Consider the following 16,636-nt stretch of genomic DNA (forward strand, 5'->3'; position numbering starts at 1 on the left):
TCAGCTGCTCCGGATGTTTTTGAGCATGAAGGCGGTGGAAGGCTCCACCTCACGCATGGAGTTGGGAGTGGGCCAAGACTTCCGGCCGGTTCCCCGGCCATCTTCGGCGGACCGCATCAGATAGCTGCCCGCGTGGGAGAAACCCGAGCCGGGATCCCAGTATCGAAGCGCCTTGCCTGTCGTTGAGGCATCGGAACTTCGCATGGTCCATTCCTCGATAAGGGCAGCAAGATCGTCGACCGTGTCCTCCCCTTCCACGTTTTCGCTGGCTGAAAAGGCACGATCCTCAATGATCTTGATGATTTCCCGTACGGCTTCGCTGTTGGGCGCAAAACGACCCGCCGCGTCGTCATCCTCCATGCGATCGACCAGATGCCGTACAGCGGCCGCAAGTACGGCGTGAAGCGCCTTGTCCCGGGCCCTTGGCGCCCATGGCGTCACGCTGGTGGCCTCAACGCTGCGGTATATGGCGTTGTGATAGGCGAGGAAGTGCTCGAAGTGCGATACGTCCCGTGGCCTTCCAAAGTTGTAAAGGGTTAGCACAAGACCATCGCGGCCGCGCCCGACGCGGCTCGAGGCCTGAATATACTCTGCTGTCGACTTCGGCTGCCCATTGACAAGCATCAGGCCAAGACGCGGCACATCGACACCGACGGAGATCATGTTCGAAGCCAGAACGACGTCCCGCGGCTCGGGCGCAAACGGATCCTCTTCCACACCCTCAAGACCATGATTGAGATTGTTCAAATGGTCCGGCAGTTCGCGCGACGAGACACGGCTGCTCAGCTCAACGGTGTCCGCCTCAAGCGCGCGCTTGGTCGACGCCTTTCCGCTGGATCGCACCAAACGCCCGGCGAGAAACTCCATCTGTCTGGGAATGTCGTCCTGCACCAGAACGTGCGCGCCGCCCAGCTCGCGAAGGCTGTTGAAGTAGAGAACAGAAGTCCAGAATGGATCGATCTCTTTCGGGGACGCTCCTTCTTGCTTCAGAAAGTCGGACGACTGAAGCAGAGCTGCCGCTGCCGCCTGCAGTGCGAACTTGGGGCTTCGGCCTGCGGAACACAGCCCCAGATAGACGCGGTCGGGCCCCTCATTGTCGCGCACGGCGAAGAAGGAGTCGGCCGCTTCAAATCCGGCAGGCGGGAACTGCAGAACTTCTCGGTCGAACAGCGCCCGCACCTGCTTGCGGGCTTGGCCGATCGTTGCCGTGGAGCCAATGACCTTCGGCCTCGCGCCGTTACGTGCCGCAAGCATGTCGATGACGGTTTCGTAAAGACCCGATATTGATCCGAGCGGCCCGGAGATAAGGTGAAGTTCGTCCTGAATGATCAGACCCGGACCGAGCGCACCGTCGAGGCCAAACAGTGTGCCCAAGTCACTACGCCGCGGAAGCTGCGCGAACTTGTCGATTGTCCCAATCAGGAGACTAGGGGGAGAAGCGTAGATGAAGTCGTCGACTGCCAGCACCGGTAAAGGCTGTCCCTCGGTCGCGCATGCAGCCGCCGGGCATCTGATGTCTATTCCGTCCTCATCGCCGGCCACTTGGTACGCCGCAGGAGCTAGTTCATGCCCGCACACCGGGCAATTCAAAAGCTGCCTTGGAGTCGACTTTGGCTTCAGCCCCTCATGCTCTTCCTCGATCGCACGGACGGCTTTATCTTTGCGGTTCGGCGTCGCATCGCCACCCACATAGAGACCCAGCGAAATCGGCGCGTCCCCGAGATCGCTGCGCTCCTGTCGGATTTGATCACATGCACAGATGAGCGAGGCGGCACGCTGGAACTGCTGCACGGTCAGGAGCCGAAGCGTGTAGCGCATCAAGACGTCGACACCCCCGATATCCCGCCTCTCCGCAGATGTCAGACGGCGATGGAATATCTCGAACGCGGTGAGACCAAGGTAAGCCTCGGTCTTGCCGCCACCGGTCGGAAACCAGAGCAGGTCGACCCAGTCGCGGTACTCATCCTCCGAGTCGACGAGCCCGGGCAGAGCCATCAGGATATAGGCCAGCTGGAATGGCCGCCAGACCAGTGGCCCCTGTCGCGGCTTCTTCACTTCGAAGCGGGCCTGTCGGTCCATTGCCGAATTCGCAAGCGTGAATGCAAGCCAGGATCCATCCGATGTCTCGAGAAGATCGATGCCCTTTTCGATGCGGGTGCACGCCAATTCGCAGTTTTTGAGATTGGCATGCGCTGCGATACCAAGGTCACCCTCGAAATCATCAACCCGGGCGCGCAACGCCCGGGTCCATTCGCGATAGCAGCCATTGAAGCCGCGCAGCGCGGCTACGACGTCCGAACGGCGCTGATGATCGGCGAGCCACTCGGCGCGCAGAGTGTGCGGCTGGTCCTTCAGGAATGAAAGGAGTGTGGAATGCCCCTCTGCGCTCATGTTCTTGAGTGCCGTATGCGGCATCCACGAAGTCCAAACCGAACCGACCCGGCGTTCTGCAGTGTCCTCCCACATGACCGCGATGCCGTGGCCAACCGCAAACTCGACGACATCGCGATATAGGAGCGCAGCCGACCGTGCGTCGTCGTCGGCTCCGGCGAGCAGCGGAGAAGGCCGGGGTGTGATCGCGCCGCGGCCATCCTCGGAACACGCCTCAATCCGAAGCATTGCCTGGAATAGACAAAGCTCATTGCGCAGGCGGTCATCGGCTTCGATCGCGCTGTTTATGAGCGTAACAGTGAGGACCTGGCGCTCATCCCGGACACGCCGCTTCACGTGAAGCCGGATGCCCTCGTCCACGATGGTCTCGCCGTCTGCATCAACAAACTCGTTGGTGCTGAAGGAGGCATCACCTCCCGGTTGAATGGCATACCGCAGACCAAGCTCGATGCGTCGCCATTCAGTCTGTCGGCGCCCCCCTTCCTCGGCCGGCTCGGTTTCCACTTTCGCGTACCGTGCGGTCGATCCGAGGTTCACCGTGACAGTGGCATTGCGGTCTGCAGCAAAGGTCAGCCCGACCGAACAGGGGCGAACGGCACGGTAGCCCGGCACCGCTCCATCGGTTTCCCCATCCTGTGCGGCGGGAGCCTGACAATTGTCATCGTCCGACTCCTCGGGTGCATCGAGCATCTCGCCTTCGGGCCAGAGGATTCCCGACAGATAAGTGTCGAGCGGAGGAGACGACAGCGCCTCATCTTCACTGAGAGGCCCTACGACAAGCCTCGACACAAGGTCGATCATCTGCCCGCGTGTGCTGGTTTGACTGACTTCAGACATCAGGTTCTCTTCCGGGGTTTGAAATCGCCCGAGCCGAAAAGTCCAACCCCGAGCCAGATCCGGCTTGGACCTTCGGTGCTCAGAGCAACCTCTCCGCTCGAGCCGCATACCGTCCCGACACCGGAGACACGAAGATTGAAAATGCGGCTGGGCAGGTAATAGCGGGGATGCAGCACATCCAAGAGGTCGTAGGTCAGCTGTTCGCTGGTTCTGCCGAGCAGCTGACCCGGGGAATTGTCCTCATTCTGCAGATGCACCCGCCAGAAAACCTCATCATCGACAGCGTCCTTGCAGAGCATGACCTTCCTGCCTTCGAGCTGCCCGGCGTTCTCAAGCAGGAACTTCTGAAGGTCCCTTACGGATTCTTCCGACCCGTGCAGACCCGGGTCAATGAAGCCGATTGGATCAAGGTCGCGCGGCAGTCCGACTTCGACATTCACCCAACCACCCCAATGCTCGAACAGACGCCGCCTGCTCCCACGAAAATCCTTCTGCCGGAGAGGCTTTCTGATCTGACTGTGGGGCACGCGGTCGAGCTGTTTTCCGGCACGGGTGATGCCGACGTAGGCGACGCTCGCAGCTGCGCCGGGATCGTCGACACCGTTCCCGGACCCGTCATCTTGACCGGCCTCGGGCCCCTCAAGCAAAGTGACGCAGTCGAACTCCATCCCTTTCGACTGATGCACAGTGGTGATCACAATGCCCTGGTCGAGCAGTGCCTGGTCATCCGGAAATGAATCCGGCCAGGCCATCCGTTCACGCAGATCATCGATGGAGATGGCTGAATCATCGCCGCCCCTGCCACTGGCAAAGGCGAGTCGATCCCAGGCCGCCTCCTCGCTCGGAAGGCCAAGCGCCTCGCGGGTCGCTTCGGACCACTTGCCGCACAGATGGGCATGGATCCGACTGAACTGGGACCGCTGGAGGCTTGTGCCCTGGAGCTGGGAGAGAAGTCCGGCGATCCAGGCAGGCGGCAGCATGGCGCAGTGCCCGGCTCGCAGCCGGATCGGCAATTTCGATCCTTCGACCGACTGGCCAACGAGGCTGCGGAGCACCTGCATCGCCTCGCCGTTTGTGCGGGTCAGGATTGCCCGGCTGCCCTCGCCAGCCCGGCTGACAAAACCGGGCGCCAGCTGTTCAGGACTTTCCGGAAGCTGGGCGACGGCTTCGAGGATGGCCTCCAGACGCTCGCTGTCCGGTCGATCGCTGAGCAAGACCGAACGGAGCCGCGCCGACAAATGCGCAAGCTCCGATCCCGCGCGGTAGTTGCGCTGAAGCACCTCGGTCGTAAGGCTGCCCTCGTACCGGGCAGCAACCGCGTTCCAGTATTCTCGGGGTGTCGGATAGGCGGAGCCGTCCGATCGCGTACCAGCGGCAAAACCATATATCGCCTGCGCGGGATCTCCGAGGATTGTGAATCCGATTCCTTCCGAATCCGGCGGCGCCAAGAGCTCCAGCAAAGCCAGAACAAGATCACCCCTCACCCCGGGCAGGTCCTGAAATTCGTCGACAATGAGATGCCTGCGGTTGCCGATGCACTGACGAAGCCGGTCGGCATCGGGGCCTTTGGCCACCTCCACAAGCAGCGCAATGTTGGCATCGTGGCTGTTCGAGAGAAGCGAAGCAGGAGAATGCCCCAGCAGCCTTAGCATACGAAATGCCCACGAATCGAAGGTTCGGACTGCAAGATAGCGCAGCTCTTCCACGACGCGTTCGTCACAATCGATCTTTGCGAAGCGGCGCGTCAAAGTCCGAACCGCGCTTCGGGAAAAGCTCAGCACAAGCACTTCGCTTGGCGCCAGATGGCGACCGACCAGTTCCGCCAGCCGCCTCGCGGCCATCTCGGTTTTTCCAGTACCGGGGCCCGCCTCGACCAGAAGCCTTGCACCCGGGCCGGCATTGATTATCCGCTCGCGCACATCGGAATCATCGACATCCACCGGATCAAAATCCAAGAGATGTTCATCCTCGCAGGATTCTTCCGAGTCAGCCGCTGTGCAGGGCTCGTCCCCGTCGACGGGGCCACGGTCGAGATCGACCACGCCGTCTTCGATTAGCCAGAGTTTCCGTCGGTATTTCACCGCAGGGCGGCCATCGATCGTATGCAGAGGCCGCAGGATGGACTTGACGAACTGCCCACCCTTTTCGACGTCGACTACAACGACAGACACCGCAACTCCCCACAATCGACAGGCCGGAAACGGCCCCACTCCGGCCGCGCTTCTCGCTGACGTTTCAGCACCTTGCAAGCATCAATCCGAAAATTGAAAGTGAATTGTTAATCTTGACTTGTTGAAATACATCGCGCTGCAGATCAATTGGGATCCTTCCTCCTGATAAGGTCAGTCTCGAAATATTCGGACCCTGATTTTATCCAATCGATAAGATTGCCTCCCCACTCCTCGAGCGCATCGCCTTCAGTCGCGCAGGCCCAGAAAACGGCTACGCGCCAGCCCATGTCAGTCAGTTCTGCGCGTTGCCTCGCATCGCGCGCCACCGTTGCCTCGAACTTGGGGATCCAGAAGTCGACATTGCTCGAAGGGGTGGTCGCATACCGGCAGTCTTTATGCCGGTGCCAGAAACATCCGTCCACGAAGATAGCAGCGCTCCAGCGGCGCAGGACTATGTCGGGCTTTCCAGGCAGATCCTTGGCATGCAGGCTGAAGCGAAGCCCCCTGCCATGGAGGAAGCTGCGTAGTCGCACCTCCGGCCCGGTGTTCTTCCCAGTTATCCGAGACATGTTCCTTGACCTTGCCGCCGGATCAATTGAATCTGCCACTGTCATCCTTTCGCTTGTCAAAGCTTGTATTGGGATAAACCGGTCAGGGGTCTTCAAGTTGCATCAATTCAACGTCGTCGACATCTTTGCAGGCCCCGGCGGTCTCGCAGAAGGTTTGTCCCAAGTGGAAGACGAAACCGGCAATGGGGTCTTCAAAATTGCGCTTTCCATCGAAAAGGAAAGGAAGGCTTACGAAACGCTGCGGCTGCGCAGCTTTCTACGGCAATTCGAGATCTTCCCGGACGAATACTATCGGTTCCTAAATGAGGGCGGAGACGAACCGGTCTGGAAAAATCTTTACCCACAGGAATGGCATGCCGCCTGTGAAGAGGCCTGGCAGATGGAACTCGGCGTCGAAGATCCGGGCATCCGGCTGAATAGACGGCTGGATGAGATCCGTGCTGAGAGCGGCAATCGGCTCATTCTTGTCGGTGGCCCGCCCTGTCAGGCTTATTCGCTTGTGGGGCGCGCACGCAATGCCGGCAAAAAGGACTACCGGCCTGCCGCGGACAATCGGCACTTCCTCTATCAGGAATACATCCGGATTCTCGACAGGCTCCAGCCAGCGGCGTTCATCATGGAGAACGTCAAGGGACTGCTGAGCTCGTCGGTCGACGGAAGCAGTCTGATCATAAACCGCATCCTCGATGACCTTCGGGGGCACCGTCAAAATGGTGTGCCTTACCGCTTGGTCGGGCTTGCACCGGAAGACGACGGCAGATTTCGGCTCGAAAAGCTACCAAGCCCCCGCGACTTTCTCGTCCGATCGGAGGATATGGGCGTTCCACAGGCACGTCACCGGGTGATCATCGTAGGCATTCGGGAGGATCTTGCCGATGCAGGCGGTTTTGGCCTGCAAGAGCCGCTGCCCTACAAGTCCATTCCTTCGGCCACGGTCAGGCATGTTCTTCAAGGTGCGCCCCGCCTTCGAAGCGGCCTGAGCAAATTGCCGGACAGTGCCAAAGCCTGGAGAACCGCAGTCAGAAATGGGCTCGAAACGATTACGCGGCTATCCAGCGGGCCATCAGCGGACGTGCGCGCAAAACTTCGTTCCCGAGCTGCACAAATTCTGGAGGGCCTCGTAGAGACTTCTCCGCCCGACCGCGAGGCACCCGGCGTCGGCCTTGCTGATGATTGCCCGAAAGTACTGAAGGCATGGCTGGTCGATCCGAAGCTGCGCAAGCTCCCAAATAACGACACGCGCGGTCACATGGAGGAGGATCTCACACGGTATCTGTTCTGTTCGCTGTTCGTGGAAATCGCGGGGCGCTCACCCAGTTCGCGGGATTTTCCCGAGGAACTGGCGCCCAACCACAAGAGCTGGAAGACTGGCAGTTTTGCCAATCGATTTCGTGTCCAGACATGGGATAGCCAAGCGACAACAGTCACGTGTCACATTTCGAAGGACGGGCACTATTTCATTCATCCCGATCCCGTCCAATGCCGCAGCCTGACGGTGCGTGAGGCGGCCCGGCTACAGACTTTTCCCGACAACTATTTCTTCAAAGGAGCACGCACCCACCAGTACACGCAGGTGGGCAACGCTGTTCCGCCATTCATGGCAATGCAGATCGGTCGGGTGGTTCATTCCCTGCTGCAAGAAAGCATCGACAACAGAGTGCAGGACAAAGAACCACAGAAAGGCGTGATGGAACCGGTTTGAATTTTCACCAGAACGGGGGATTTCCATACCCTTCTCGCCTGTGGCAAAACGCGACAGCATCACTGGGTTGATGTCGCCTCATTCAACAAGCAGGCCCGCTACCTTGCCAAAACCGCACTTGGCCAGAGCACCCTCTGCCGCCTCAAAAACGCGCTCGACGCTTATTTGCTCGTCAGAATGAGCGCAGCGTGATTACTGAATCACACCGCCTGCGGCGGCTTAAATTCTGACACTGCGGCAATATCGTCTTGACCATTTCACAATTAATTACAACACATTGAATTCCGCAAAGGACGGAGTTTGGGGACTTCATGTTTGCAGCAGGCGAGCGCGTTCGGTTTAAGGACGATCCTTCGGTCGTCGGAGTGGTTACAGGCGAGCGAGACTTTGAGCGTGCCGGTCGCCGATTCATCGAAATCGAACTTCCTTCGGGCCGGACCGCCTGTCCCGTCAACCAGCTCGAAGCTCTGCTTGCTGCACCGGATGCACTCGCGGACCTGAAGTCCGGAAAGCTTTCTGCGCCCGCCGACTTGCGGCGGGCGCTCACCCATCTGCGAATGACCGGCCGGCTGGCCGACATGATCTACAGCATGGGTGCGACCAATACCGAATTTCACGCCTACCAGTTCAAACCCGTACTAAAGCTCTTGAACTCGCCGTCGCGCGGTCTCCTGATTGCCGACGAAGTTGGCCTTGGTAAGACCATCGAGGCAGGATTGATCTGGACCGAGCTCGTCGCACGGTTCGACAGCCGCCGCCTGCTCGTTATCTGCCCAAAGGCGCTGGTTCAGAAATGGCGCGACGAACTGCGCAACAAATTCAATGTCAATGCGCCTATCTGCAACGCAGCAGAGCTGCTCGAATTGCTCAAGGATGATCAGATTCGCCGAGAGGGCTTTACCGCCATCGCTTCGCTGTCTTCACTGCGTCCGCCCAAGAAATGGAACGACCCCAACCAGCCCGCCAAGGGTGCGCGCGCCGATCTGGCAACCTTCCTCGCCGATGCCGAAGACGATCTCTTCGATCTCACGATCATCGATGAAGCGCACCATCTGCGGAACACCGACACGACAAATCATCGTCTTGGGCAATTGCTGTCAAATGTCTCCGACTATTCGCTCTTCCTTTCGGCCACGCCAATCAATCTGCGCGCCAATGATCTGCGCGCACTTCTGAAGCTGATCGATCCCGATACCTTCGAGCGCGAATGGCTCTTCGACGTTCTTCAAGACGAGAATGCGCCGCTCATCAAGGCATGGGAAGCAGCGCGCGACCCCCGTGTTCCGCTCAGCGAAATCGCCGAGATCATTGCCGACCTCCCCGAAGGCCAAGTGCTTAAAACCGGCAAACGGCTTGAGCGCCTGCGCGCCGAACTTGCCAAGGGGATGGAAGATACGCCTTCAAACCGGGTCCGCCTCGCCGCCCGGATCGAAGAGATGTCGCTCTTGGGCTCAATCATCAATCGCACCCGCCGCCGCGATGTCGCCGAGTTCAAGGTGCTGCGCAAACCGCAGACAGCTATGTGGGAAATGTCCGAAACAGAGCGGACATTCTATGATTTTGCTACACGGCAGATTGAAGCCTACGCCTATGCGCACGACATCAACGAGCGCTTCCTCCTCGCGCAAACACAGCGCCTGCTCGCCTCGAGCCTTGCCACCGCCTATCGTCACTGGGGCGCGCGGAGCGGCTTTCTCGAACTCGACGAAGAAGATGCCGACGGCGGCCGCAACAAGATGCCCGGCCCGCTCATCGCTACTCTCGGCGAGATCTGCGACGATCCGGAAATGCTTGAAGAGCTCGAACGTCAGGATTCGAAGATAGACAGGCTGACCGGCTGGCTGGAAACAATTCGCCAACGCGATCCAGACGAGCGCATCATTATCTTTTCGAGTTTTCGCAGGAGCATCGATTACTTGGCCAAACGGCTTGGCGATGCTGGCTATTCGGTGATGCAGCTGCATGGCGGCATTAAGGTCGATCGGCAGGAAACCATTGCCCGCTTCGCTGAATCTCCCGGCGGCACGATCCTTTTGACTTCTGAGGTCGGGGGCGAAGGGCTCGACCTTCAGTTCTGCCGCATCCTCTTCAATTGGGATCTGCCTTGGAACCCCATGAAGGTCGAACAGCGCATTGGCCGCATTGACCGCATTGGCCAGCAATCGCCATCGATCGACATCATCAATCTGGTCGCCGAAGACACGATCGAGCAACATGTCTATGACCGCCTCTATCTGCGGCTCGGCATCATCCAGCAGACGCTCGGCGATTTCGAACCCATCCTCGGCGAGATCATCCGTGATATCGAGATAGTTCTCACCGATCCTGAGCTGACTCAGGAGCAGCGCGACGCAAGGCTCGATCAATCAATCCTGGCGGCTGCCGAACGCAAGGCGCAGGCCGAGGAGCTCGAACGCGAAGCGCCCGGCCTAGTTGCCCATGGTGACAGCATTCTTCAGCGGATCAATGAAGCTCATGCGCCTTTCCGGCGACTGACCGGCGATGATCTTAGAGACTACGTCGCCAATGCTCTCATTCATCTGTTCGAAGGCTCGCGTATCCAGCCGACCAGTCAAACCGACATCGGAGCCTATGAAATCAGGCTTTCACCCAACGCGCACGCACAGTTCTCGCAATACCGTAGTACTCATGCGCGCCGCTTCCCGACCCGGTTCGCCCGGGAAGGAAGCTCGGGGGTCAAGACGTTCTTCGGCAGCAATCCAAATCCGGTGAAGTTCCCGGGGGTGGATGTCATCACCCTCTCGCACCCCTTGGCGCGCTTCTGCGCCGGACTCATCGAAGAGCGACAGTCCGGCATTGCCCCGCGTCCAGTAACAGCCTTTCGAACTCAAGGACGTCCGGATTGGCCGGTTCCACCCGGCACCTACGCCATTTGCATCGAGAAATGGTCGATGGAAGGCATCGTCCCCATCGATCGGCTCGCCTTTGTCGGCGCGAACCTGACAGGCGGCGAGATCCTTCCCGAGGACATGGCGGAGCAAATCCTGATGGAGGCCCTGATCGAGGAACCGGAGCTGCGGCCGTTGAGCGACGAGGAACAGGCGACTGCCCTTAGTCTGGTTCAATCCACTCTTCTGCCGACGCTAGCCAGCCGGCGAACCGACTTCGAAGACGCGGAAGCCGCGCGGCATTTTGACCTTGTCGATACCCAGCTGGCACTGATCCACGAGCATAAGGAACGCGAGACTAGGCGGGCGAACGAGCAGATTCGCGACCACCGTCTTTCAGGCAGCGACCGGCGAATGAACCTGTCTTACGCCGTCCAGGCCAAGCTCGACAAGTTCCTTGCCCGGATGGACCTCAAGCTTGCTGAAGTATCGAAGCGAACCTTGAATTTCCCAGCGCATTCGTTGGTCGGGATCGCCATCGTTGAAATCAACGGAGACAGTCAATGAGGGGTAAGAAAGGCGGTTTCCAATCGCTGAGCGATGCCGCTGACATGCTGAAGAGGGCATTCGCCGGCCAAGGCAGCGCAGCCACAGGTTCCAAGCCTGCGACCAAGCCTGATGTACCGCGAGCTGCCGAGAGCTCGAGAAAAGGATTTGCCGACGTCGAACAGGACATGCGCAGAAAGGCCAAGACAAAAAAGCGAAAGCAAAGGAAACAGCAGTCTGGCCAGAATAAGCGTCCGACCACTTCCAAGAAAAAGCGGGGCAAAGCCGGAGGATTCAAGACGATCCTCAAATTTCCCGGCGCCAAAGCGGCTTTGCGCAAGCTTCAGGAAGAGGAGCAGCGCGCCCAAGACGACGCCGCGGCCCCTGCGCCGGAACCGGCCCCGGATCCAAACACGGCCCACAAGGACGCGTTTCATCGTATCCGCGCGATCGTCGGCTCACGCTCACCTTCCATCGAGCCGCGACCCACTATTGTGTCGGCGCAGACCGCCAAGCAGATCGAAGAGCATATTGCGCGCGGTGCTGCCGATTTTGCGGCCCACCCGGAACCCGATCTCGACAACGGTTTCATAATTGGGTTCGATTTCGGAACGAGTTCGTTGAAACTCGCTGTGCGGCAACCCTATAAGGTCGGGCCCAGCATCGCGTTCCTCTCGGTACCTTACGAACTGCGGTCGGGCAGTCACTCCCACCTTTGGCAGACCGCCCTCTGGTTTGATCCTGAAAACGAGGCCTTTTCGCTGTTCCCGCAACCCGGCATGGCAGTCTTGGAAGGCTTCAAGACCGGCATCATCGGCGGGCACGGGGGAGAGCGCGTGCACACGGACCTTCCCGTCACGCGCGCAGAAGCTGCCATCGCCTACATCGCACTTCAGATGGCCCATTTTCTTGGCTGGTACGCAGAGACACGCCCGCTCACATCAGGGGGCGAACGCTTCCTTTCGATTAACGTCGGCATCCCGGTCGCAGCACATGACGACGAAAAGGCCTTCAAATCCTTCAGGCACATCGTTTCCGCAGCACGCGAGCTTGTCCCCTTCGCTGAGAAGCTTACGCTGAGCGATGTCCGCAAGACGCACCAGTCGTCCAGCGGGAGCCTGCCTGAGGGGTGGTACCTCATCCCCGAATTGACTGCCGCGATTGCCGGATACACTTCCGAGCCTACCTCGCTCGACGGTGCGCACGTCCTGATCGACGTTGGCGCCTCGACTCTCGACATCGTCGCCTTCAATCATGTTCGCCGCGAGCGCAACGCCGTTATTAGCGCCGGTGTCGAACTCCTGGGAGCCGCAGCGCTCGAGGCGGCGCGCGCGGATAACATATCCGACGAAAGTTTCTGCTGGGCGTGCGATCGCCAATTCCACTCGGTTTTTGGCGAGGCTTGCCGTCCGTCGCGCGGCAGTACAGGGTTTCATCCTGACCTTCGCTCGCGCGATGTGCAGCTCATTACGACCGGGGGAGGATGCGAAAGCTCGCTGCACAGTGCCTTCATCGAGCACAAGAATGTTCCGAAGATCTTGGGATCGCTCTTGGTCATGCGGCCCGAACCACCGGCTTCCAGTGTCACAGGCGTTTCCGATCCTTCGCGCTTGCTACTTGCCTATGGTCTGACCCGCGACATTCCAGAACTCCTCGACCTCAAGCTACCCTCTCAGGTCCAGGACATCACACCGCAGAAGGCGGTACTTGGCACCTATGTTTCGAAGGACGATGTATAGGGGGCAGCATATGTCACCTCAGAACGAAAGATTGGTCTACTTGCCAAGACAGACCAATCTCTCCCTTTCGCCTCGCCTCCATGGGCTTTCCAAATTCCGCGTCGCAGCCTTGAGTAATCCCCAAAGCGCTCGGGGCTCCTACTCATAATCGGGAGCCTTCCAAAAAAACTCGGGACGCTTCAATCATAGCAAAGCTACTTGCTTTGGTCGGATGAGGAGTGACTCCTCCTTTTCTGTCCAGATATCCGCTAATCCACAGCGTGTGACGAATGACTGTACAGGCTTATCGCCGGGGCGTGTGACTCCGGTGCTTGCGGGGTCACATTCACGACAGTAGGTTTGCGGATTAAAGTCGTCGCGCTGCCCGCGTGCCCACGCTGCCTCTTCTCGCTTTCGATTTCGTGCGCTTGGAACCCGCTTGAAGGCAAGTCGACAATTCGCACAAATTCCAAAATTATGAGCCACATCATAATTCGAAAAAATGGCTCGCGCACGGAGAAATCGATGTGAGTAAGAACGTCCTATTCTATTTATATGACGTATTTGTCTATTCTTCGCCTCTGCCACTGCATTGCTTTGGCCATGCCATTTTGTCAGAACCTGAGAGCCATTCTTTTTCGTTCTAAAACCAAGCTCCCAATATGCAAAAATTTCTTCGTACCAATTCGATATCTTAGCGATTACATTTCGAAAGGCGTGCTTTTGCTTCAAACTTAAGCCCGATAACCAATCTGCGTATCGCTTCTTAGCCTGACTGGCGCTGTTGGAATCATAGATATCGAGAAATTGCTCTTTTGCCTCGTATATCTGCTTCAAATCCGGAGCATCTTGGAGAAGGAAATCCACCTTACGAGCGACCTTTGGGCTTTTAAATTCAAGGCGCTTTCTTCGAGAATTCAGGGCTAGAGATAGATCCCTAGCCCTAACCCTAACCTTGTCATCCTCGATACTTCTTCGGCAATCAGTTACCACCTCAAGAATCTTCTGAGCGACGTGCCAACGATCGGCAATAACCGTAACCCTCTCTCCGAAAACTTTCTTTATAACTCTTCTAAAATCGTCAGCCATATCGATGGTGACATATTTTATATTTCTATAGCCCTCAACCGACTCTAAATAATAACGAAGAGTTTGCATTCTTCTATCAGGTAGTAGTTCTACTACTTGCGCGTTCAATCCGTTGGAAATTACTGTCCGACAAATTTTCGATTTTCTTTCTGGAAAATGAGCGCGAACGCTCGCCACTTTAGGATCCTTGCCAGAAGCCAAATGGATTTCATCGATCGCGAGAACCTTCGGAGTATCTATCCTGAAGTTTTGATCGAGCTTAGTCAGAAGACGATCCGCAATGCGCCTTACGGTGGCTTCTGGCACGCCCGTTTGCCTGGCCACCTCCGTAAACGCGTACTTAAAGCAATTGTCTTCAATGTACCGTCGACATCGACCTGTCATAGTCCCATCGAAATGATCTGCAGATTTGAATTGGAAAGTGTTCGTGGCGCAGCCAGCGTTGCGGCAGCGCCCCCTCGGTATTTCAACGCGCAGACGAACTGGTCTTCCGCCGATCGGTCTATCAGCGTACGTCTGTTCGATAGTCCCATGGGAAAGTGCGCGCTCTCCACACGCAGGACAGTGATGCCTAATCGGGCGCACCAAGATTGCATTCACCCAAGTTTTGGGGCCGCTGTCATCGACTGAAGTGGTGACGCAATCTGGGATGTTGAGGAAGTCGACCCCATTAAGGGTTTCATGGAAAGCTTCCCCGGATCGCCGGCTATCTAATCTCGCATTCATGCGTCGCGCGTAGCGATCAAGTTATTAAATCAACCTAACTTTTTATCGGGAAACTAAGATCCTGCTTAGTTTTTCGCACGAGATGGCCGGCTAGAAATCGGTTCCAAATTTAGCTGTTGAACGTGATTTCAAATCGATCATGTCCCGAAAGATTGCGCCGCGCTCCCGATATTCGATTCAGGAACGGTTTTCGTGCCAGCGGCTGATGAACAGGAATGCGGCTGGTGCGTCCCTCGCCTCATCAAACTCCTCTAAAGTTCGACGGATATACGGAGAGATGAAGGTCTTCGAAAATTGGAAGTCTCCTATTCCGAGCTTCACCTTAGCCTCATTGGCAAGTGTGTGGCCGATTTGAGCCGCCAATTGTCTGCGGAACTCATCCTCATCCCGAGCGAGGCCTGACGCGAAGTAGACCGTGTGGCCGGTGCCCGTTGCCAAGTCACTCACCGTTCCAAGGAAGATACGCCTTGGAGCATTCCTTCGGACTTCGGTGATCTTCCAAGGATACGGGGGCAGTTCGAAGGGGTTTTCGCCCTCCGCGTATGGCTGGACCTCCCCGCTCACCAGTAGCTGGCGAGCGAGGTAGATGGTGGCCTGCATCTTGTCGAGTTCATCCGGTCCCTTGCGCGCCAAGTGCTCTGCAAGGAAGGCTGAGGGAGCGGCTTCTCTTTTATCGCTCATGCTGGCTCATCCACCCAGTTTCTCTTGTGTTCGCGCCATGCAGCAAGCGCAGCCTCGTAACCGCGATCGCTACACAAATCGGTGCAAGCACCGCCGAAGCCGTTAATAGTGATCTCTCGGGAAAGCACCGCGCAATGGACGTGATTGCCCTGCCCTTTGAGGCCAACGAGGCCTGGGACATGTGCGATCAGGACCGTCGCGAAGCGATGCGCGAAATGAGCGCGAGCGTAGCTACGCACCCTTTCGAACCCGACGTGCCAAGCTTCTGCGGGATCGAGCATGATCTTCACGTGGATCATCGCGTGCTTTTCATAAGGAGGGAGAGTATCGTCGAACCGGTCCACCAGAGTTCCGTACCTGCCGAGATCTCCCGGAGTCGTCGGGGGGACAAGCAGATCGCACTTGGCCGCGCAACCGAACCGGCCGTCCTCACCGGGAAAGATCTTCTTGTTGAGCCAGGGTTCCACACCGACCCTGTTCTCCGGTCCCTTGTACCAATGGCGCGAGAACTCGAAATCGGGATGCTCGTCGCACCGATGGTGGACGAACGCGCTCAGCTTCGTCTGCGGCGGCTGAGCGACATTCTCGCCGCTGTCGACATCGCTGGAAGTGATCTGGGCCAACATCAGAACCTCACTTCGAAAGACGGGGCTTCGATGGCACGAATGATGCCAGAGTAGCGCTCCGAGCCATTTGCGTAAGGAGCGCCTTCGCAAACTTCGAGCCCACTCTCACTCAGGCAGAAGTACGGACCCGAGGCCCGCGTCGGCACCAGCCACATGTCTCTGCCATCGCGGCGCCAGGCGAGGAAGTCGCACAGCCAACTCTGGCCGCCTGCCATCAGCACATCAAACGAGGCACCAAGGAGCGGATCAAACCGCATCAGCACGAGGTCCATCTGCAGGAACTGGGCCAGCGCTTCGCATTCCGGGAAGAACAGCGGCCGGTCACAGGAGGTGGCGGTGACCACCACGCTTGCGTGCCGGTCGGCATGGAACCCGCGCGCAGTGTGGGCGCTCATGTCTTCGCTCTCGCGCCAAAGTCCGGTTGCGCCCAGGAATGCGCCGAACCGGCTCTCCGTCCTGAAGGTCCTGTAGGTAATAGGCGGCAGCAAGTGTTCGCCCTCAAGAGGACGTTGCAGGGTAGTCATTTTCATGTCGGATATTCCTTTGAGGGAGATCGCTCGGGCCGAGCTCGCTCTACCCACTTAATTTCATATTCTACTCGGCCTTACCGCCGAGCCACTGCATTTTCCCGGGATCAGCGGTGATGGCTGTCGGCACCACAATTCACGAGGAACCTCTTCTGGCGAAGACGAGGCCGCGATCGAGATCGTCGCTGACCGTCGCGCAAATCT

At 58.1% G+C, this 16,636-nt stretch carries 11 protein-coding genes and 1 pseudogene; 3 read left to right on the plus strand and 9 right to left on the minus strand.

Annotation, left to right across the window (positions count from 1 at the left end; all coding sequences use genetic code 11):
* From K3179_RS00360 to K3179_RS00370, 3 genes are all read right to left on the minus strand, one after another.
* Window positions 1-3,228, minus strand: coding sequence for a helicase-related protein (locus tag K3179_RS00360; RefSeq protein WP_221561975.1), 3,228 nt, complete (start codon window positions 3,226-3,228; stop codon window positions 1-3).
* Window positions 3,228-5,399, minus strand: a complete 2,172-nt coding sequence (locus tag K3179_RS00365; protein WP_221561976.1) for a UvrD-helicase domain-containing protein — start codon at window positions 5,397-5,399, stop codon at window positions 3,228-3,230. The genes K3179_RS00360 and K3179_RS00365 overlap by 1 nt, the downstream gene beginning before the upstream one ends.
* 143 nt (window positions 5,400-5,542) lie before the next feature.
* Window positions 5,543-5,968: a very short patch repair endonuclease gene (locus K3179_RS00370; protein WP_247712747.1), complete on the minus strand. Its 426-nt coding sequence runs from the start codon at window positions 5,966-5,968 to the stop codon at window positions 5,543-5,545.
* Between K3179_RS00370 and K3179_RS00375 the strand changes: the two genes are divergently transcribed.
* Both K3179_RS00375 and K3179_RS00380 read left to right on the plus strand, forming a co-directional pair.
* Complete coding sequence (locus K3179_RS00375; RefSeq protein ID WP_221561978.1) at window positions 5,967-7,670, plus strand: DNA cytosine methyltransferase; 1,704 nt, start codon at window positions 5,967-5,969, stop codon at window positions 7,668-7,670. The two genes, K3179_RS00370 and K3179_RS00375, sit on opposite strands and share 2 nt — an antisense overlap.
* 311 nt (window positions 7,671-7,981) lie before the next feature.
* Window positions 7,982-11,086 (plus strand): SNF2-related protein, encoded by a 3,105-nt coding sequence (locus K3179_RS00380; RefSeq protein ID WP_221561979.1) that lies wholly within the window; start codon window positions 7,982-7,984, stop codon window positions 11,084-11,086.
* On the opposite strand, the gene K3179_RS00385 is transcribed toward K3179_RS00380, so the two are convergent.
* On the minus strand, window positions 11,080-11,433 hold the full coding sequence (locus K3179_RS00385; RefSeq protein ID WP_221563075.1) for a hypothetical protein: 354 nt from the start codon (window positions 11,431-11,433) through the stop codon (window positions 11,080-11,082). The genes K3179_RS00380 and K3179_RS00385 overlap by 7 nt on opposite strands.
* Window positions 11,434-11,559: 126 nt before the next feature.
* Here K3179_RS00385 and K3179_RS00390 point away from each other — a divergent pair, with 126 nt between their 5' ends.
* The gene (locus tag K3179_RS00390; RefSeq protein ID WP_345721657.1) at window positions 11,560-12,804 is read left to right on the plus strand and encodes a hypothetical protein; all 1,245 of its coding nucleotides are present in this window, start codon (window positions 11,560-11,562) and stop codon (window positions 12,802-12,804) included.
* A 183-nt stretch (window positions 12,805-12,987) separates the two neighbouring features.
* Here the strand turns inward: K3179_RS00390 and K3179_RS00395 are convergent, their stop codons facing one another.
* The 5 genes and pseudogenes from K3179_RS00395 to K3179_RS00410 form a co-directional block, all read right to left on the minus strand.
* Window positions 12,988-14,196: a transposase gene (locus K3179_RS00395; RefSeq protein WP_345721658.1), complete on the minus strand. Its 1,209-nt coding sequence runs from the start codon at window positions 14,194-14,196 to the stop codon at window positions 12,988-12,990.
* A gap of 129 nt (window positions 14,197-14,325) precedes the next feature.
* A pseudogene (locus K3179_RS13620) lies at window positions 14,326-14,598 on the minus strand (transposase family protein); the annotation flags it as partial.
* Between the two features lie 177 nt (window positions 14,599-14,775).
* Entirely contained in the window at window positions 14,776-15,279 is a 504-nt protein-coding gene (locus tag K3179_RS00400; RefSeq protein WP_221561981.1) for a hypothetical protein, read from the minus strand.
* Window positions 15,276-15,905, minus strand: a complete 630-nt coding sequence (locus tag K3179_RS00405; RefSeq protein WP_247712750.1) for a hypothetical protein — start codon at window positions 15,903-15,905, stop codon at window positions 15,276-15,278. Before K3179_RS00405 ends, K3179_RS00400 begins: the two co-directional genes overlap by 4 nt.
* Window positions 15,905-16,435, minus strand: a complete 531-nt coding sequence (locus K3179_RS00410; protein ID WP_221561982.1) for a hypothetical protein — start codon at window positions 16,433-16,435, stop codon at window positions 15,905-15,907. Before K3179_RS00410 ends, K3179_RS00405 begins: the two co-directional genes overlap by 1 nt.
* Window positions 16,436-16,636: the final 201 nt, after the last annotated feature.

The organism is Qipengyuania intermedia (assembly GCF_019711615.1).
GTDB lineage: Bacteria > Pseudomonadota > Alphaproteobacteria > Sphingomonadales > Sphingomonadaceae > Qipengyuania > Qipengyuania intermedia.